The sequence below is a fragment of the Paenibacillus sinopodophylli genome, from assembly GCF_005930355.1.
Classification (GTDB): domain Bacteria; phylum Bacillota; class Bacilli; order Paenibacillales; family Paenibacillaceae; genus Pristimantibacillus; species Pristimantibacillus sinopodophylli.
This window is the reverse complement of sequence record NZ_VDBO01000017.1, coordinates 20,658-38,330: the sequence shown is the minus strand read 5'-3', so window position 1 is coordinate 38,330 and position 17,673 is coordinate 20,658. Positions and strand designations below refer to the sequence as shown.

Genomic DNA, 17,673 nt, shown 5'->3' with positions numbered 1-17,673 from the left:
GCTAGTATGGCATAGGTAAAGCGGCGGTCGAAAGGTAAAGTTTAACTATATCTAATCATGGTCAAATGAAAAAAAACCCGTTCCATCGTCGCAAGGACTGGAACGGGTTTCCTAGTATAGAACGTGCTGCGGTCGTAATTAGCCAACCGCGTTGTATGTCATAATCCAGACCGAACCAGCTACAATCGTCAGCAGGATGACAAGTCCGAAAATAAGCGCCATCAGATTGAAACGCGGCTTCTCTTCATCTCGGATGTGCATGAAGAAAATGAGCTGCACGGCAAACTGCAGGACGGCCATGATAAGAATGAGCACGATCGTTGCTGTTTTGCTGAGCAGGTCATTCATGACGACTACGAGTGGAATAATCGTGAGAATGATAGAGAGCAGGAAGCCGATGACATAGGACTTCATCGATCCGCCATGGGAGTTGTGCTGTGCCTCATGACCATGTGAGTTGTGGTTCGACATCCTACATCACCCCCATCAAATAAACAATTGTGAATACGAAAATCCATACGACGTCCAAGAAATGCCAGTACAGGCTGACAATGCTGACTTTGCGTTTCGTGACTGGACTAATACCTCGACGTCCGAGCTGTATCATGAGTGCAATCATCCAGACAAGTCCGACGGAAACGTGAAGACCATGCGTTCCGACTAGAACGAAGAATGCAGACCAGTAGGCACTAGTACCGATATTCGCGCCTTCATGAACCAAATGGATAAACTCGTTAACTTCTAGGAAAATAAAGGAAGCACCTAGCAAAGCGGTAATAGCAAGCCACAGAATCAACCCGCGCTTATTGCCCTTGTTCATCTCAAGCACCGCAATACCGCTCGTAAAGCTACTTGTAAGCAGGATGAAGGTCGAAATAATGATCCCGTTCATCTCAAGCAGTTCTGCACCCGTCGGGCCTCCGTCTGTATTAAGACGAAGGACGACAAAGGTCGCAAATAATGTACCGAATAGAATAACATCTGTTATAAGAAACAGCCAGAAGCCGAACATTTTCATCGATTCTTGATCGTGATGCTCCTCATGGTGACCGTCGCCGTGTCCGCCATGTGCCCCTGCTGGATTGGATACTGCATGTGCCATTATTTAGTCCCCCTTAATGCGGCTTCCGTGCGCTCGATCTCATCTACCGGGATGTAATAATCGGTATCATAGGAGAACGAACGAACGAGCATGCAGATAGCTACACCGATTAGACCTGGTATTGCCATCCACAGCCAATCCCATACGAAGCCGAAGCCAGCTACGAACCAGCAGAGCGACATAATAAAAGGGATACCGGAGTTTTTAGGCATATGAATCGGTTCAAGCTTCGAAAGTGGCTTGGCAGGCTGGCCGTTTGCAATACGCTGCTTCTCTTCCCACCACTCATCTTGACTTGTCACCTGCGGCAAGCGGGCGAAGTTGTAGAGTGGAGCAGGAGATGGAATGGACCATTCCAGTGTACGGCCATCCCAAGCATCGCCGTCTTTTTCTTTCTTGAAGAAACGAATGCTATGGGCAATCTGCCACACTTGGAATATAAACGCCATACCCATCAAGAATGCGCCGACAGTCGATACAACATTAAGCGGCTGCCAACCCATATCGAAGTCGTAGGCGTTGAAGCGGCGTGTCATACCCATTAATCCTAGAGCGTATTGCGGCATGAAGCAGACATAGAAACCGATATTCCAGAACCAGAAAGCCCATTTGCCAAGACCTTCATGCAGGCGGAAGCCGAACATTTTTGGCCACCAGTAGTAAAGACCTGCGAAGTATCCGAACACAACGCCGCCGATCAGTACCTGATGGAAATGCGCGATCAGGAAGTAGCTGTTATGGAACTGGAAGTCAGCAGGTGCTACGGATAAGAGGACACCGGTCATCCCGCCGATAACAAAGCAAGGAATGAACGCAATTGTCCACATCATCGGAGTCGGAAACGATAATCGACCGCGATACATCGTGAACAGCCAGTTGAATACTTTAACCCCAGTTGGTATAGCAATGAGCATCGTCGTCAATGCGAAGAACGCATTAACATTGGCGCCGGAGCCCATGGTGAAGAAGTGATGCGCCCAAGTAAAGAACGAGAAGAAGCTGATGGACATGAGGGCGAATACCATCGATTTGTAGCCAAACAGCTTTTTCTTAGAGAAAGCTGATACGACCTCAGAGAATATACCGAAGGCTGGTAGAATGACGATATATACCTCAGGATGTCCCCACATCCAGATGAGGTTGATGTACATCATTGGGTTGCCGCCGCCATCGAGCGTGAAGAAGTGGGCGCCCAGATAGCGGTCAATGAACAGTAGGAACAATGTAACGGTAAGAATCGGGAATGCGAACATAATGGTAATACATGACGATAGTACGGACCAGACGAACATTGGCATTTGCATAAGCTTCATGCCTGGCGCACGCATCTTGAGGATGGTGACGACAAAGTTGATACCCGTTGCCAAGGAGCCGATTCCTGAAATTTGAATACCCCAAATATAGAAATCTTGACCAAGACCTGGACTGCCTGAGAGCTCGGAAAGTGGCGGGTAAGCCAGCCAGCCAGCGTCCGGCGATCCGCCGATAATGAATGATACGTTGAACAGCATCGCTCCGAAGAAGAACATCCAGAAGCTCAGAGAGTTCAGGAACGGAAAAGCTACGTCGCGGGCACCAATCTGGAGCGGTACGACGATATTGAATAAACCAAACATGAGCGGCATCGCCATAAACAGAATCATAATGACGCCGTGCGTCGTGAATATCGCGTTATAATGCTCAGGATTTAGAAATTCTAATTGCGGTGCGGCTAGTTGAACCCGCATGAGCAGCGCATCAACGCCGCCGCGGAACAGCATCAGGATGGATGCAATAATATACATGATACCGATTTTCTTATGATCGACGCTCGTTAACCATTCGGTCCAGAGCCAGCGCCATTTTTTGAAGAAAGTAAGCACGAATAAAATCGCGACAAGCGATAAGCCGATGGACACCTGAGCCCCTAGAATCAGCGGATCACCAGTAACGAAAAATTCGGATGCGAATTGTTTAATTTTGTCTAACATGAGGGATCCTCCTAAAAGTTTGTGGCACAAACTCGCTTCTTAAACACTCGCTTGTTGACGGGTTAATGGCCCGCATGAGCATTTGAATCCGTATGGCTGGCATTGTGGTCGTGTGTCTCTGCTGCATCTGCCGGAGCAGTGTTTGAATCTGTTGCCTTCGTATCAGCAGCTTCTGACTCGGCACTGCCATGATGCTGGTGAGCACCGCCGCCGCCATTTATATATTGCATGGCTACTTTATGGAACAAGCCTTGCGGGAAGCTGGAGAACAACTGCACGTTAGAGACACTTGGCTCCGTCAGTTGCTCAAAGCCCTCCGCGGTAAGAGCAGGTGATGTAGCCTTAACTTCATCCACCCAAGCTTTATAATCTTCCTCCGAGGTGGCATCGACCTTGAACGTCATCTTCGCGAAGTCTTTACCCGTGAAGTTTGCCCCTGTGCCGAAATAGGTTCCTTGCTCATCGGCTTGCAGGTAGAGCGTCATAGCCATTCCGGACATGGCATAGATCTGGCCGCCTAGCTGTGGAACCCAGAAGGAATTCATCGCTGTATCAGCTGTAAGCTGAAACTTAATCGGAACATCCTCAGGTATTTTAATGTAGTTGACAGTCGCAATGTCCTCATCAGGATATTGGAACAGCCATTTCCAATCCAGTGACGTTACTTGAATCGTGATAGGCTCTTTGGCTGATTCAATTGGTTTGGATGGCTCAAGCGCATACGTGTATTTAACGGTAACGATTGCCAGAATCACAATTGCTACAATCGGAATACCCCACCAAGTGATCTCGAGCTTCGTGCTATGCTCCCAGTTCGGCTTGTAGGAAGCTTTGCTTCCGGGCTTATCGCGGTACCGAATGACAATAATAGCTGTCAAAATCAGTACGGGCACAATAATGACCGCGCATAGGATGGTTGAAAAATAAATCAAATCTTTCTGAGACTCGCCGATTGGCCCCTTAGGATCGAGCACTATAAACTGCTCGCCGCAGCCGGAAAGCAAAACGGCCATTAGCATAATGAATACGGGTGTCAGCACACGAAGAAACGGTCTCATCATCAGTTCAACTCCTCAAAATTACTGCTTACGACTACAATAGCAGATCTTCAAGCGAATAACTGCGGGGTTAACAATTACGTCAATAATTCGTCTTTATTCTGTAATAGAAAGTTCACGGCTTAGACAACTGTTAGCTTTAGGAGCGGAACTTGCAGGATTTGCTCTTCCTATCATTACCCAAAAGGCACGTTTTTGTCTCATGGCAGCAGCAAAATTCATGAACAAAGAGGAACAAGCATAAACCTGTCCCTTCTATATATAAATAGACAGCTCCGCTTGGCAATAGCCGTGCGGAGCTGTCTAATTTAACGAAGCGTTATACAGATGTTACTCAGCGTTCGATCCTAATTGTCCGAATGATTCGACGGTGTTTCTTGATTAAGGCGAGCATGGACGAGTCCAATGGCTGTGCCAATGACATAAATATGAACACTGCCGATTAGGAATCCGATGCCGACCATGAGCCCAACATTGCGATCGCTGAAATGGCTAAGATTAACGAGGCTAAGCACAACGCCAATAGCTAAAACGACCCATGCAATTACGGTCATTGCCTTGACAAGACGCTTGACATCTGATTTTGAATGTTGAACTTGGCTAATTGTTGCTGTTTTAGTTGTCATATTGAACACTCCCGATCAATTGTAAGTGTTTTCTTATCTTTACTATAACACAACACCACCATTTGTTCAAAGAAATTTCACTTTTTGATCATAAATCAGACAAAAGTATGCGCAGGCGGCTAAATAGGCAATTCGCGACAGACCGCAAGCACGGCAGTGTGCCGCTCCATTAGTCTGTCCACCAACGCTTCAAATCAGTCCACCAACCGCCAGCTTCTTTGTTCCCATCTTTGCGATCATCGTCGCCGCTCTCGTTTGCTGCTGCGGGCTTGCCGCAAACCTCGGTAGGCTCGGTTCCACTCAGAAAGGTTTCCAAACGTTTGCTAGGACAGTCGCCGATCGCAAGCTTTCCGCTGGTCGGTTCAATATATAAGTTGACAACGCCGTCCGGAATGGGAAAGATCTTTGGCGGTACGCTGGCCAGTGTTTGTTCCGTGAATTTGGCGAAAATCGGTGCTGCACGATAGGCTTCGGCAACGGTAAGTTTGCGGTCCTTGTCGTATCCAACCCATACGGCAGTGGCTAGTTCAGGTGTGTAGCCAACGAGCCAGGCATCCGCTGGCGTAGTGCCCGTTTTTCCTGCTACAGGTCGTTTAATAATAGAAGAAACACGATGAGCGGTTCCTCCTTCATCAAATACGCTCTCGAGCAGGCTGGTCATGACATATGCCTCCGCAGGGGTAATAACCTGCTCGGCTTGCTGCTTTGCTTCATATAATACCTGTCCTTTTCGATCCTCGATGCGAATGATCGCTGTAGGCTCAATCTGTAGACCACCGCTAGCAAACGTACCGAAGGCTGATGCCATCTCGAATGGGCTCACTGGAGAAGTGCCTAGTGCGAGTGAAGGAACAGGCTGCATAGGACTGTCTATGCCGAGCTTTCGTGCCGTTTCAATCACCTTATCCGCCCCGACGGTCATAATCGTATTGACAGCATAAATATTGTCCGAGCTAGCCAGCGCCTGCCGCATGTCGATCAGCTCATTCACATATTTGTCGCCGTAGTTACGAGGCTCATAGGTTTTCCGGCCTTCGTCGTAGGTGAAGATGGTTGGTTCGCTTTTGTATTTGGTGACCGGCGACATGTAGCCGCTTTGCAAGGCCGTTAAATAGAGAAGCGGCTTAAAGGAGGAGCCGGGCTGGCGCGTTTGGGCAAAAACACGATTAAATTGATTTTTCTTATAGTCTCTACCGCCAACCATCGCTTTAATATATCCATTTCGAGGATCGATTGCGATGAGCGCGGCTTGCTGCTCGGAGTTCTCTGGTATTCCTTGCGCAATGACCTCTTCAGCGGTCGATTGTGCCAAGGGATCAAGCGTTGTATAGATCGTTATGCCGCCCTCATTCAATAGATGCTCATTAATTCCGAGCTTATCGACGGCAATATACCGAATATAATCGCGGAAATAAGGAGCAAAGCCTTCATGCGAACCAGTCCCCAGTGTTTGGAAGCTGAGAACCTCGGCATAGGCAGCATCGGCTTGCTCAGACGTAATGGAACCTCCCTCCAGCATCGCTTGCAGAATGGTGAGCTGCCGATCTTTTGCATTTTTCATATTGAGGTAAGGGGAGTAGTATTTGGGTCCTTTCGGAATGCCAGCCAGCATGGCACTCTCTGCCAGCGTCAGCTCGGAGGCATGCTTGTTGAAATACATCATGGACGCCGCTTCAATACCATAAGAGCCGTGCCCATAATAAATTTGATTCAAATACATTCCTAGAATCTCGTCCTTGGAATAGCTCATCTCCAGTTGAACGGTATACATGGCCTCTTTCATTTTGCGCTGCCAGGTTCTCTCGTGTGTAAGGTACAAATTGCGAGCGAGCTGCTGGGTTAGTGTGCTGGCTCCCTGACGTTTGGATAAGCTTTGTACGTTGACAACGACGGCGCGCGCCATGCCCTTCATATCAAAGCCGCGGTGATCGTAGAAACGTTTATCCTCAATGGCCAGTGTTGCGTCAATGACGTAGTGGCAGATGTCGGAGAGCTGAACGGAACGGCGGTTCTCTCCTGCATGGAAAGTATCGATGACGTTCCCTTGCAGATCTATCATCTGTGAGGTTTGGCTGATTGCGGCAACCGGAAGCGATTGCGTGCGCAAGTAAATGAGTGTGCCTGACATGAGGAGAATCAGCAAGCAGAATGCGGCAATTGACCAACGGAGCCATCTTTTCATTTTTAGAATAGGGGAAAGGAATCTTTCAGATAGGATGGGGAAAATGGACCGACGCCATATTGTGGCCTGCCGTTTGGATGATTTGGTCATGGAGCGGGCTCCCTTCCATACATAACTTTACTCTTCCTTAGTATGGAAAAACGGATAGCTCCCTATTCATAGGCGCTGCGTATCTACACAAATATTTGTTTGATTTGGGTATTTCCTGCATGCCTCAGGCGAGGTCAAAATAATACACGAAAACGTGTATGAAACCTATACCGTCAAGCGGGAAGCCGATTGTTACAATAACTATGAAGCGATAAACAACGCGGTGTAATTCATGGAAACAGAGATATACAGACCGAAAAGAGGATGGTATACATGGAAACTTATGTAATGAAACAAAGAGAAATATCGTTAGACGAATCCTATGACGTCATCGTTGTCGGCGGCGGGCCGGCAGGCTGCACCGCAGCTGCAGCCGCAGCTCGTGAAGGTGCGCGCACACTATTAATTGAAGGAACGGGCAGCCTTGGCGGCATGGGTACTTCCGGTCTGGTTCCAGCCTGGTGTCCTTTCTCTGATAAGGAGAAGATGGTCTACCGAGGCCTTGCCGCCCGCGTCTTTGAGACTTTGAAGGCTCAAATGCCGCATGTCAGACCGGATGCGATGGACTGGGTTCCGATCGATCCCGAGAAGCTCAAAGTTGTGTATGACGAGCTCGTCACAGAGGCTGGAGCGGACGTATTATTCCTAACCTCGCTAGCGCAAGTGGAGACGGATGCGGAAGGCAATATCACGGCATTGGTCGTGCTCAACAAGAGCGGATTGCAGGCATACCGCGCAGCAGTATATGTCGATTGCACAGGTGACGGTGATGTCGCGGCATGGGCGGGTGCTGAGTACCACAAGGGAGACGAGGTGACGGGTGATCTTCAGCCTGCCACACATTGCTTCATCCTCGGCAATGTGGACGAGTACGCTTATTTAAACGGGCAGCTTCTCTATGCAGGCAATCCGCAAAGCCTGATTCACGAAGCCTTCAGATCAGGAAATTATCCGTTGATTCCAGATACGCATCTATGCAACAATCTCGTCGCGCCTCGTGCCGTCGGCTTCAACGCCGGTCATCTCTGGGGTGTTGACAACACGAATTCGAAATCGGTGTCAGGGGCGCTTATTCAAGGACGGCGCATGGCTGCTGCTTATCGAGACATGCTGGCTGCTGAGCATCCGGCTGGCTTCAGCAACGCCTACATTATGAGTACAGGGACGTTAATGGGCACCCGCGAGTCACGCCGCATTACCGGCGACTATATCCTGACGGTGGATGATTACGTCGAGCGCAGAAGCTTTGAGGATGAGATTTGCCGCAATAGCTATTTCATCGATGTGCACGGTACGGAGAAAGAACAGAAGAGCGGCAGTGCGCCTAGCATTGAACTGTACGGTCCAGGCGAATCGCACGGCATTCCCTACCGTTGTCTTACACCGCGCGGATTGCGCAACGTGCTCGTAGCTGGCCGTTCAATCTCATGTGAGCGCAAGGTGCTCGGCAGTGTGCGTGTCATGCCGGTATGTCTGGCGATGGGCGAGGCGGCAGGTATCGCAGCAGTGCTGGCAGTCTCGGGCAATCAGGGAGATGTTCATGCGGTTGATGTCCATGTCCTGAGGAACCGTCTGCGTGAGGAAGGGGCTTATCTGCCAGCGTTTCCCGAAGAGCCAGCTCGATCTTCTAGAGCTTGAGCCGCAAGTTATGCTATTTCGAAATGCTAATATGACTGCCATTGCATGTACTTAACGATAGGAAGGGAGTATCCCATGATAAACGAACAAGTCGAACTTCGGAAAGCGGCATCCGTACCCCCAAGAACCTATTGGAACCGCAAGCGGCGTGAGGCGCTTGCCGGCTGGCTTTTCATTGCTCCTGAGGCGCTGGGCATGCTATTGCTGGCCGTGTTTCCACTCGGATTCAGCCTTTTCCTGAGTCTGACCGAATGGAACCTTGTCGGCGGTCTGTCTGCCATTAACTATATTGGTTTGGATAATTTCATTGCACTGTTCCAGGATAACTTATTTCTTCGTGCCCTGAAAAATAATCTGTTGTTCGCGCTCGGTACAGTGCCGATAACGATGATACTGGGCGTTGTGATGGCCGCGCTGATCCATAAGAAGCTATATGCCAAGAGCTATTTCAAAGTGGCTTTTTTCATACCTTATATTTGTTCCACTGTTGCGATCGCAGCTGTCTGGTCTGCACTGTATCACCCGTCGAAGGGACCACTGAACCAGTTTCTTGTACAGCTTGGCCTGTCGGATCCACCGCGCTGGCTTGTCGATACGAGCTTCTCGCTGGTAGCCATCATGATTATCTATATATGGCAGTTGATAGGCTATCAGATCATTATCTTCTTGGCAGGCATGACGAATATACCGGATGAGTTGTACGAGGCTGCGAAAATCGACGGAGCGAACGGCACCCAACAGTTTAGATTAATTACCCTGCCGCTGCTGGCGCCAACAACCTTCTTCGTGGCGATTACGAGTACAATCTCTTCCTTCAAGGTGTTCGACATGATTAAGTTCCTGACGAACGGCGGGCCCGTACACTCCAGTACAGTCATCGTTTATCAAATTTACGAGGAAGGCTTCAAAAATTTCAGAATGGGGTATGCCTCAGCAATGTCGTGGGTGCTGTTTCTGCTTATTCTCCTCGTCACTTCGATTACCTGGATAACGCAAAGCCGAAAGGTCCATGCTTGACCCTATTGAGACTTAATGGAGGCCCGCTGTGATGAAAAAAATACAAGTAAGCAATTTATTGTTAACGCTGCTCTTTGCCGCGCTCTCTCTATTTTTTCTATTGCCGCTGTTCTGGATGCTGTCCGCTGCCGCCAAGACGGAAAAGGACGTATGGACGTTTCCAATTCAATGGATTCCGGACCAATGGAATTTTGTCCAGAATTTCAAGGCGGTCTGGCTGGGTGATGTGTCTTTCAGCCTGTTTTATATGAATTCCTTGAAAATCAGCATATTGTCTACAATCGGCACGATTCTGGTCTGTTCGATGGCTGGTTATGCGCTTGCCAAGCTTAATTTCAAAGGAAAAGGCTTGATTTTTAGCTTGATGATGGCATTTATGATGATTCCCGAGCAGGCGACCCTCGTTCCGCGCTATATTATGATTAAAGAGATGGGGCTGTATGACACGCATACCTCGCTTATCTTGCTCGGACTATTCTCAAGCTACTTTACGTTTCTGCTGCGTCAGTTCATGCTAAGCATCCATAGTGATATGCTCGAGGCTGCTGAACTGGACGGCGCTGGATTCTTTCGTGTCTTCTGGAGTGTTGTCCTTCCGCTAAGTCAGCCTATTCTGGCGACCGTGGGCATCATCAAGTTTATCTGGACGTGGAACGATTACCAAGGTCCGCTTATTTTCCTATATTCAAACGACCTGTTCACGATTCCGCTCGGCATGCAGTTCTTCAAGGAGGAGTTTGGAACCCGAATCTCAGTCATGATGATGGCTTCCTTGTCGGCAATCGTTCCTCTGCTGGCGCTGTTCCTGTTGCTGCAGAAGCAGGTTATCAACGGGATTGCCATCGGCGGTGTCAAGGGCTGAGGATGAACAGATGAACGCCGCTTCCTGCTGTAAGATGATTGACCTGTGAGGCGCGTACATGAAGTCAAAAATATCCACGTATTAACCGCAATACGATACACGGTACTTAGATTCCAGCCATTATATAATGAGCCTGCAGTGATCATCTAATTAGGGGGATTCAACTTGAAGAGAGCATTAGCTTTGCTTATCAGTTTGATCATTATTGTACCGCTTGCAGCATGCGGAGGAAACAACGGCGGCGGACAGTCAGCCAGTCCATCCGCTTCTGCGGGTACGTCAACCGCGGCGACGGAATCGGCCGATCCGGCAGCGAAGTCCAAGATCAAATTCTACACCTTTAAGGCCAACAAGCCAGAGGAGCCTACTTTCCAAGCGGTCGAGGCGTATAACAAATCGCAAGACAAAGTGGAGGTAGAATATGTGTCGCTTGTGCAGAACAGCGACAGCGTAGAATTTTTGAGCAAGCTTGACGTGCTAATCGCTGGCGGCGAGGTTATAGACGTCTTTATGACGGGCAACGAAGAGACGCTTATGGAGCGCGCGTCGCGCGGTGTGGTAGAACCGCTTGACAGCTATCTAGAGGCAGAAGGCATTAAAGCTGAGGATGAATACTTTAAAGTGCTCAAGATGGATCAGAAGGTCTATGGTCTAATGAACAGCGTTACGCAGTGGTTCACGGTCTTCAACCGCGAGCACCTTGAAGAAGCAGGGCTTGCGCTGCCGGAGATGGGCTGGACCTGGGATGACTTCCGTACGTATGCCAAGAAGCTGACTACTAAGGATCACTATGGAACCTATTTCCACACATGGGGTGAATATCCGAACATCATAGCCTATACCGAGCGCTCCAATCCCCAGCTCAGCGACGATTTGAAGCCAGTATTTGATGATCCTTCTTTCAATTACTTCTTTAATCTGCGCCGTGCTATGGAGAAGGAAGACAAGAGCGTAGAGCCTTATGCTGACGTATTGGCCGCTAATTATCATGTGCTGCAGCAATTTTTTGCCGGCAATGCAAGCATGCTGGCTGTTCCGAGCTACGCCGTTCGGGCTGGTCTGAACTTGGAGAAGTTCCCGCATGATTTCCAAATGGTATACGCACCGCTGCCGCGTTCGGTGGGTGCTGCAGATGTAGGCATGACGAATATTTCCAGCGGCGGTCTTGCGATGGGAGCCAAGTCGGAAAACAAAGATGCAGCCTTTGACTTTATGCGTTGGATGACAATGGAAGCCTACAAATATACGCAGGAAATACCGAACCTCAAGAACGTGGACGGCACTGCACTGCTCAATACATTTTTTAGTGAAAATACAAATTTAATCGATATCGAGTCCTTGGCCAAAACGTTATTCGATCCACGCAACAAGATGCCTGACAGCTTCAGCGTTCCTTATGGAAGTGAGCTTAAGAAAATCGTTGAGAACGGATTTGCCAGCTATATGCTGGACGATCGCAGCTTCGAGGAAGTCCAGAAGGAAATGTCTGCTCAAGTTGAGAAGGTCGTTCAAGCGAATCAGAAATAAAAGTTGACCGAGCAGCGGCAGCGATGAGATATAATAGAAAATAAACAAAAATCAGTGTGAGGATGGATGTCAGCTTGGATTGGATGAGTCGATTTTCTTTCTATCGCAGACTGCAGTTTTCTTTCATTATCTTTATCCTGCTGCCGTTCATCGCGGTCACCTTCTGGTCCTACTCTTCCGTAGGGAGTAATGTAAGCGACAAGATGACCCTTGCCAGTCAAGAGACACTGAATGTCATTGCTAACCAACTGGAGAAAACGATCGACGGTATTTCCTTTGCGTCGGTCTATTTCTCTCAATTTTACGATTCAGACGTGCTCGAACGGCTGCGCGGCTTGAAGGATGCGGAGAGCTTTGCAAATTACGAGACTTACGCGCATCAAGAGAAATTGAAAGCGATTGCAAGCATACTCTCCATTCAGTCGCTTGACGTCAATGTGGAGATTCTTCTCGTTAATAATCATGACCGTGTCATCATGTCCAGCCAAAGCAGACCCGTCTTTACAAAGCTGCCGTCCGGGCTTCAGGAAGAGATAGGCAAGCTTGACCCCAAGGAGCTGACTGAGCTTCATTGGTTCGCAGATGGTGAGGACGGAGCATTGCCAGATACGTATTATGCGGTGCGGTTCATTGTTGATCCGCTTGATCGCGAGCGGCTGGCTACCCTGTTCATTGGCATCCCTGCCGACTATTTCCGCGGTCTGCTGGATACGGGCAATCCGGCCGTCTCCATTACGCTGTCCGATCGGTCGGGCACGCCGATTGCAAGGCATGATGGCAGCAACTCGGTATCATCAGGCAGCCTACTGACAAGCAAGACGGTCCTATCGAGAGTAGGCTGGCAGTTGGAGAGCCGCATGCCGCAGAGCTCCGTGGTCGGACAAATCAATAAGGAATTTTTAGTCTCCATCTCGCTTGTAGGTTTATTCTTCCTATTCTTCCTGATTCTATCTATGCTCTGGGCCAGGCAGATTAACAAGCCGATCAGTCTGCTAAGATCAAGCGTCAAACAATATGTTGGCGGCAACCGGGTCGTACGCATCCCTGTGCAAGGCAAGGACGAAGTAGCGGTATTGTCAGCAGCCTTTAATCAGATCCTCGATGAGATGGATGAACTGCTTCGGCGTATGGAGAATGAACAAGAGGAGAAGCGGCTCCTGGAGCTGCAAGCCTTGGCTGCGCAGATTCGGCCCCACTTTTTGCTTAATACGCTTAATTCGATCAAGGTCAATCTTCTGATGGCGGGCGACGACGCACATGGCGGAATGATCGACTCGCTGATGAAGCTGCTGCGTGCCTACGTCAGGGTAGATGCGCCGCTGGAGCTTGCTGAGGAAGTCAACATCTTGGATAGCTACATTCAGGTGATGCAGATTCGCAATCGGCTCGATATTCGCTTCGCTGTTACGCTGGACGAAGGCTTGCCGCATCTATCTCTGCCACGGCTCTTGCTGCAGCCGATTGTGGAGAACGCTATTATTCATGGCTTCTCGGCTCGTCCCGAATTTCCGATTATCTCGTTGTTTGCCCGCATAGCAGGTCGGATGGCGGAAATTGAGATTCGTGATAACGGTCGCGGGATGTCTGGAGAGGCTATCATCAGTCTGAATCAACGGCTGCTGGACGCGGAGTCCAACATGCCTGCGCAGGAGAAAAGCGTAGGGCTCGTCAACACCGCAAGGCGATTGCGGGTGCTCTATGGCCACCGTGCGCGCTTGACGGCTGCCGAAGGTGAGAGTGGCGGCATGAGCTTCATCCTGCAAATTCCGATGCAGAGCAGAAAGGAGGCGGAGCACCATGATGAAGATCATGCTTATTGACGATGATGTCCCGATGCTGGAGTACGTCGGCCGGCTGCTGGACGAATCGAATTTGGGTCTGGTGCTTGTTGCCTCAGCTTCTGCGAGCGAGCAAGCGCTGGAGCTATTCAAACTCACCGAGCCTGATATCGTCGTGACCGATATTGGCATGCCAGGCATGGATGGGCTTGAGCTGGCCGAAGCATTTCGGGTTATTAATCCTGAGGTGAGATTGTTATTTCTAACTTGTTATGAGGATTTTCAATATTCCAAGCGGGCCTTTCAACTGGATGCGGACGATTATATCATCAAGGATGAGCTGTCGGCGAGGCAGCTTGCGACCAGTCTGGACAAAGCGATACGTCGCATCAGTAGTCGCCGCGAGCTGTTGGATCGCTATACGCTGCAGCAGGATATGATGCGGCACAAGGAAGCGTTGAAGCAAAGCTTTCTCAAGCAATTGCTGGCCGGCAGCAGCGAGAAGGAGCTGCTGTTATTCGGAGAACGGCTGGGCATCTCATGGAAGCTTCCATATTTCCAGCATGCTGTGCTGCATATCGACGCAGCAAGTGCTCTGGATCGCTATCGGCAACAGGATCTGCCGCTTATTCATTTCGCCGTTGCCAATATTGCTTCCGAGCTATCGGCGGGCACGGGAATGACGGCGTTACCTAGCGGGCAATCGGATATTTATATTATCTCGAACGTCGATAAGGCAGTCGGCCTGGACGATTCACTTCAAACTTATCTGACGAGGGTTGGAGAGAAAGCCCATCAGTATTTGAAGGTAGAGCTGAGCGGCGTGTACAGCGGGAATGCGTATCCCTTTCATCAGATTGGTGCTTCATATCACTCCTTGATGAGCCGCTGTGACAGTGGATTCTACGTTTCTGGAGCATTTGCCCTGGTACCGGAGACGCCAATCTGCTTCCGACAGCCCTCCGAAGGAAGAGGTGACAAGGAGCGATCGCTGTTATCACTGGGCTTCTCCGAAGGCAATATGTCCTTATTTGATCTAGCGGTTAACGGTTTGACCCAGCAGGCGGCAACGGAGCAGTTGAACCCGCGTGCGGTGAAGGAACGATTGGCCGATTTGGTGCGTCAGTCCGCTTACGAGACGAATACCGAAGTGGAGGATGGCTTCTACGCGCTTATAGGTCATGCCTTTACATCAGACGAGGCGGCACGGTTGGCGAAGCGGGAACTGCGCAATCTGCTCGGACAGCAGTTCAACGGGTTTCAAGCAGGGAGCGAAAAGGATATTCGACTACAAGCCATTGATTTATATTTAGAGGAGCATGCCGACCGAATGGTTACTTCTTTCGATATGGCGGCACATTTGCATCTTAATGCAAGCTACTTCTCGCGGTTTTTCAAACGGCTGGCAGGTGTTAATTTCACGGACTACGTTAACCAATATAAGATTAATCTCGCAATCGCTATGCTGAAGAAAGAGCATGAAACGGTTGAGAATGTAGCGTATACGATCGGCTTTTCGGATCGTGCATACTTCTCCAAGGTATTCAAGAAGTACAGCGGCAAAAGTCCTAGTGAATACAAAGGACAATAAGAAGAGCAAGGGTGCCGCTCAGGCATCCTGCGCTTTTGCTTTTAATGAACTAATTGGAGGGTACCATCCATCTGACTTTAGGAGGCATATTTATGAAAGCGCTCTTATTCAAAATTTCGTTGCTGATTATCGTTATTTCTCTTTCAGTTGTCACACCAGGTAGTCCTATTCGCACGAAAACGGTGGAAGCCGCAGGCACAACTTATTATGTGGATGCTACCGCAGGGAACGACGCTAATACAGGAACGAGCAGCACGAATGCTTGGCGAACACTACCAAAGGTGAATAGTACCATTTTTAGTCCAGGAGACAGAATTTTGCTCAAATCGGGTTCGATTTGGAACAACCAGTATTTGGATCTACAAGGCTCAGGGACGAGCGGTAGTCCTATTGTGGTCGATAGCTACGGTTCGGGTTCTAAGCCGCTCATTAACTTTGGGGACACCGAGGTGGAGGGAGACGGATTCGGTGTCAGGCTTAAAAACGTCTCCTACTGGGAGATTAACAACCTAGAAATTACGAGTGGACAGCATGCGACCGACCGCAAACGAAGCGGCATACTGGTGCTCGGAGAAGGTACAGGAGCCGGAGCATTCCAGCATATTTATATTCGAAACAACGATATTCATGATGTTTTTGGTACGAATCGTAGAACTGGAGGCATTAACTTCTATGCGCGGGGAAGCAATTGGATGCCGGAGAGCACCTGGGATGATGTGCTGATCGAGAACAACACCGTGATTAACGTGGCGGATACAGGCATTCAGGTCATGACAGATGCTTTCTTTAACGCTTCTTGGACGCACAAGTTCAATGCCTTTACGAATGTAGTCATTCGCGACAATTATGTTGAACGCATTCACCGGGATGGTATTCTCGTACGTTCGTCCATTTCTCCGCTGATTGAATACAACACGACCAATGAGATCGGTGTTAGCAGCGACGTCAATACGTCCATCGTCAGCTATTTGGACCCGATCTACGTCGTGGCCGCGCAATGGGCATATGCGACGACGGGAGCTGTGTTCCAGAACAATGAAGCTTTCAATACAAAAGTCATTAACGGTGATGGCCAGGCGTGGGACTTCGATATCGATGTGTACAACAGCATCTATCAATATAATTTCAGTCATCACAATGAAGGCGGAGCGCTGCTTGTCATGAACAATACAGACGGCAACATCTTCCGCTATAACATCAGCCAGAACGATGGCGATGCGTTCGGAACCTTCGATTTGGTCAATAACGGGGGCAACCTGTACGTATACAACAACGTCATCTATCGAACTAACGGTACGTACAATCTTTTAACTGAGGGCAGTAATACAGGTATGGCTTATTACAGCAATAATATCTTCTATAATATGGGCAGCGGTAATTATGAAGTCGGTCCGAATGTTCAATATGACAGTAATTTGTTCTATGGAGCCAATACAGGCACCGCCAATGATCCTAACAAAGTGGTAGGTAACCCTCTCTTTGTGAATGGAGGGGGTGCATCGAGCTTCGCAACCGCCGATGCTTATAAGCTGAACCCAGCGTCTCCCGCCATTAATAAAGGTAAATCCATCACAGGCAATGGTGGAAGGGATTTCTTCGGCAATCCGTTGTACAATGGCATCCCTGACATTGGTGTGCATGAATACACAGGATCAGTTCCAGTTCCTGTAACGTTGTTCTCAGATACCTTCGAGGATGGGAATGCTAACGGCTGGACGACAAGCGGCGGCAGCTGGGCCGTGCAGAGCGACGGGACGCTCTCCTATGTACAGAGCGCAATATCGGGAGAATTTATTGCTTACGCAGGCGATATAGCTTGGACTGATTACAGTGTAGAAGCAGATATTAAGATCATTTCTAATGGTGGGAACGCCGGCATTTTGTTCCGTTATCAAGATGCGAATAACTTCTATATGCTGCGTCTGAACGATACGAGTAATACCGTTGATCTTTATAAGAAGAAAGCGGGAACGCTTCAGTTGCTGACAAGCGCATCCTCGCCCATTAGCGCAGGGCAGTTCATTCGGCTTAAAGCTTCGATAAGCGGCGGAAATATAACAGGCTATGTGAATGGTACGTGGGCACTTACTTGGGCCGGTAATCCGGCGGAGCTGCAGACAGGCAAAATTGGACTGCGGAGTCATTCGACCCTCGCCTCGTACGATAATGTACGAGTGTTTCAATAGTTAAGTCTCGAGCCAATCTGCATAAAGTGGAGGGATAGGGGAAATG

At 49.2% G+C, this 17,673-nt stretch carries 13 protein-coding genes; 7 read left to right on the top strand and 6 right to left on the bottom strand.

What is annotated here, in order from left to right:
• Positions 1-138: 138 nt before the first annotated feature.
• The 6 genes from cyoD to FGT79_RS27845 all read right to left on the bottom strand — a co-directional run bounded on the left by cyoD (position 139) and on the right by FGT79_RS27845 (position 6,938).
• Positions 139-471, bottom strand: coding sequence for a cytochrome o ubiquinol oxidase subunit IV (cyoD, locus tag FGT79_RS27870; protein ID WP_138756113.1), 333 nt, complete (start codon positions 469-471; stop codon positions 139-141).
• A 1-nt stretch (position 472) separates the two neighbouring features.
• Entirely contained in the window at positions 473-1,102 is a 630-nt protein-coding gene (gene cyoC / locus FGT79_RS27865; RefSeq protein ID WP_138756112.1) for a cytochrome o ubiquinol oxidase subunit III, read from the bottom strand.
• The gene (locus FGT79_RS27860; protein WP_138756111.1) at positions 1,102-3,072 is read right to left on the bottom strand and encodes a cbb3-type cytochrome c oxidase subunit I; all 1,971 of its coding nucleotides are present in this window, start codon (positions 3,070-3,072) and stop codon (positions 1,102-1,104) included. Before FGT79_RS27860 ends, cyoC begins: the two co-directional genes overlap by 1 nt.
• A 62-nt stretch (positions 3,073-3,134) precedes the next feature.
• Positions 3,135-4,133, bottom strand: a complete 999-nt coding sequence (cyoA, locus tag FGT79_RS27855) for a ubiquinol oxidase subunit II (protein ID WP_425465050.1) — start codon at positions 4,131-4,133, stop codon at positions 3,135-3,137.
• Between the two features lie 344 nt (positions 4,134-4,477).
• Entirely contained in the window at positions 4,478-4,756 is a 279-nt protein-coding gene (locus FGT79_RS27850; RefSeq protein WP_138756110.1) for a hypothetical protein, read from the bottom strand.
• Between the two features lie 169 nt (positions 4,757-4,925).
• A complete protein-coding gene (locus FGT79_RS27845) occupies positions 4,926-6,938 on the bottom strand; it encodes a transglycosylase domain-containing protein (RefSeq protein WP_425465051.1) in 2,013 nt (670 codons plus the stop codon).
• A gap of 363 nt (positions 6,939-7,301) precedes the next feature.
• Here FGT79_RS27845 and FGT79_RS27840 point away from each other — a divergent pair, with 363 nt between their 5' ends.
• The 7 genes from FGT79_RS27840 (at position 7,302) to FGT79_RS27810 (ending at position 17,627) form a co-directional block, all read left to right on the top strand.
• Entirely contained in the window at positions 7,302-8,666 is a 1,365-nt protein-coding gene (locus FGT79_RS27840) for an FAD-dependent oxidoreductase (RefSeq protein ID WP_138756108.1), read from the top strand.
• 75 nt (positions 8,667-8,741) lie between these two features.
• Positions 8,742-9,683 carry a carbohydrate ABC transporter permease gene (locus FGT79_RS27835; protein WP_138756107.1) on the top strand — a complete coding sequence of 314 codons (942 nt, stop codon included), beginning with the start codon at positions 8,742-8,744 and terminating at the stop codon, positions 9,681-9,683.
• A 31-nt stretch (positions 9,684-9,714) separates the two neighbouring features.
• The gene (locus tag FGT79_RS27830) at positions 9,715-10,545 is read left to right on the top strand and encodes a carbohydrate ABC transporter permease (protein ID WP_138756106.1); all 831 of its coding nucleotides are present in this window, start codon (positions 9,715-9,717) and stop codon (positions 10,543-10,545) included.
• 165 nt (positions 10,546-10,710) lie between these two features.
• Positions 10,711-12,072: an ABC transporter substrate-binding protein gene (locus tag FGT79_RS27825; protein WP_138756105.1), complete on the top strand. Its 1,362-nt coding sequence runs from the start codon at positions 10,711-10,713 to the stop codon at positions 12,070-12,072.
• 83 nt (positions 12,073-12,155) lie between these two features.
• Positions 12,156-13,892: a sensor histidine kinase gene (locus tag FGT79_RS27820; RefSeq protein WP_246096669.1), complete on the top strand. Its 1,737-nt coding sequence runs from the start codon at positions 12,156-12,158 to the stop codon at positions 13,890-13,892.
• On the top strand, positions 13,870-15,441 hold the full coding sequence (locus FGT79_RS27815; protein WP_138756103.1) for a response regulator transcription factor: 1,572 nt from the start codon (positions 13,870-13,872) through the stop codon (positions 15,439-15,441). Before FGT79_RS27820 ends, FGT79_RS27815 begins: the two co-directional genes overlap by 23 nt.
• 92 nt (positions 15,442-15,533) lie before the next feature.
• Complete coding sequence (locus tag FGT79_RS27810; protein WP_138756102.1) at positions 15,534-17,627, top strand: 3-keto-disaccharide hydrolase; 2,094 nt, start codon at positions 15,534-15,536, stop codon at positions 17,625-17,627.
• Positions 17,628-17,673: the final 46 nt, after the last annotated feature.

Bases quoted from the DNA above. Each gene is read 5' to 3' on its own strand.
- FGT79_RS27835 (WP_138756107.1), top strand. From the start codon at position 8,742: ATGATAAACGAACAAGTCGAACTTCGGAAAGCGGCATCCGTACCCCCA.
- cyoD (WP_138756113.1), bottom strand. From the start codon at position 471: ATGTCGAACCACAACTCACATGGTCATGAGGCACAGCACAACTCCCAT.
- cyoA (WP_425465050.1), bottom strand. From the start codon at position 4,133: ATGATGAGACCGTTTCTTCGTGTGCTGACACCCGTATTCATTATGCTA.
- FGT79_RS27810 (WP_138756102.1), top strand. From the start codon at position 15,534: ATGAAAGCGCTCTTATTCAAAATTTCGTTGCTGATTATCGTTATTTCT.
- FGT79_RS27845 (WP_425465051.1), bottom strand. From the start codon at position 6,938: ATGAAAAGATGGCTCCGTTGGTCAATTGCCGCATTCTGCTTGCTGATT.
- FGT79_RS27820 (WP_246096669.1), top strand. From the start codon at position 12,156: ATGAGTCGATTTTCTTTCTATCGCAGACTGCAGTTTTCTTTCATTATC.
- FGT79_RS27830 (WP_138756106.1), top strand. From the start codon at position 9,715: ATGAAAAAAATACAAGTAAGCAATTTATTGTTAACGCTGCTCTTTGCC.
- FGT79_RS27850 (WP_138756110.1), bottom strand. From the start codon at position 4,756: ATGACAACTAAAACAGCAACAATTAGCCAAGTTCAACATTCAAAATCA.
- FGT79_RS27860 (WP_138756111.1), bottom strand. From the start codon at position 3,072: ATGTTAGACAAAATTAAACAATTCGCATCCGAATTTTTCGTTACTGGT.
- FGT79_RS27840 (WP_138756108.1), top strand. From the start codon at position 7,302: ATGGAAACTTATGTAATGAAACAAAGAGAAATATCGTTAGACGAATCC.
- cyoC (WP_138756112.1), bottom strand. From the start codon at position 1,102: ATGGCACATGCAGTATCCAATCCAGCAGGGGCACATGGCGGACACGGC.
- FGT79_RS27815 (WP_138756103.1), top strand. From the start codon at position 13,870: ATGATGAAGATCATGCTTATTGACGATGATGTCCCGATGCTGGAGTAC.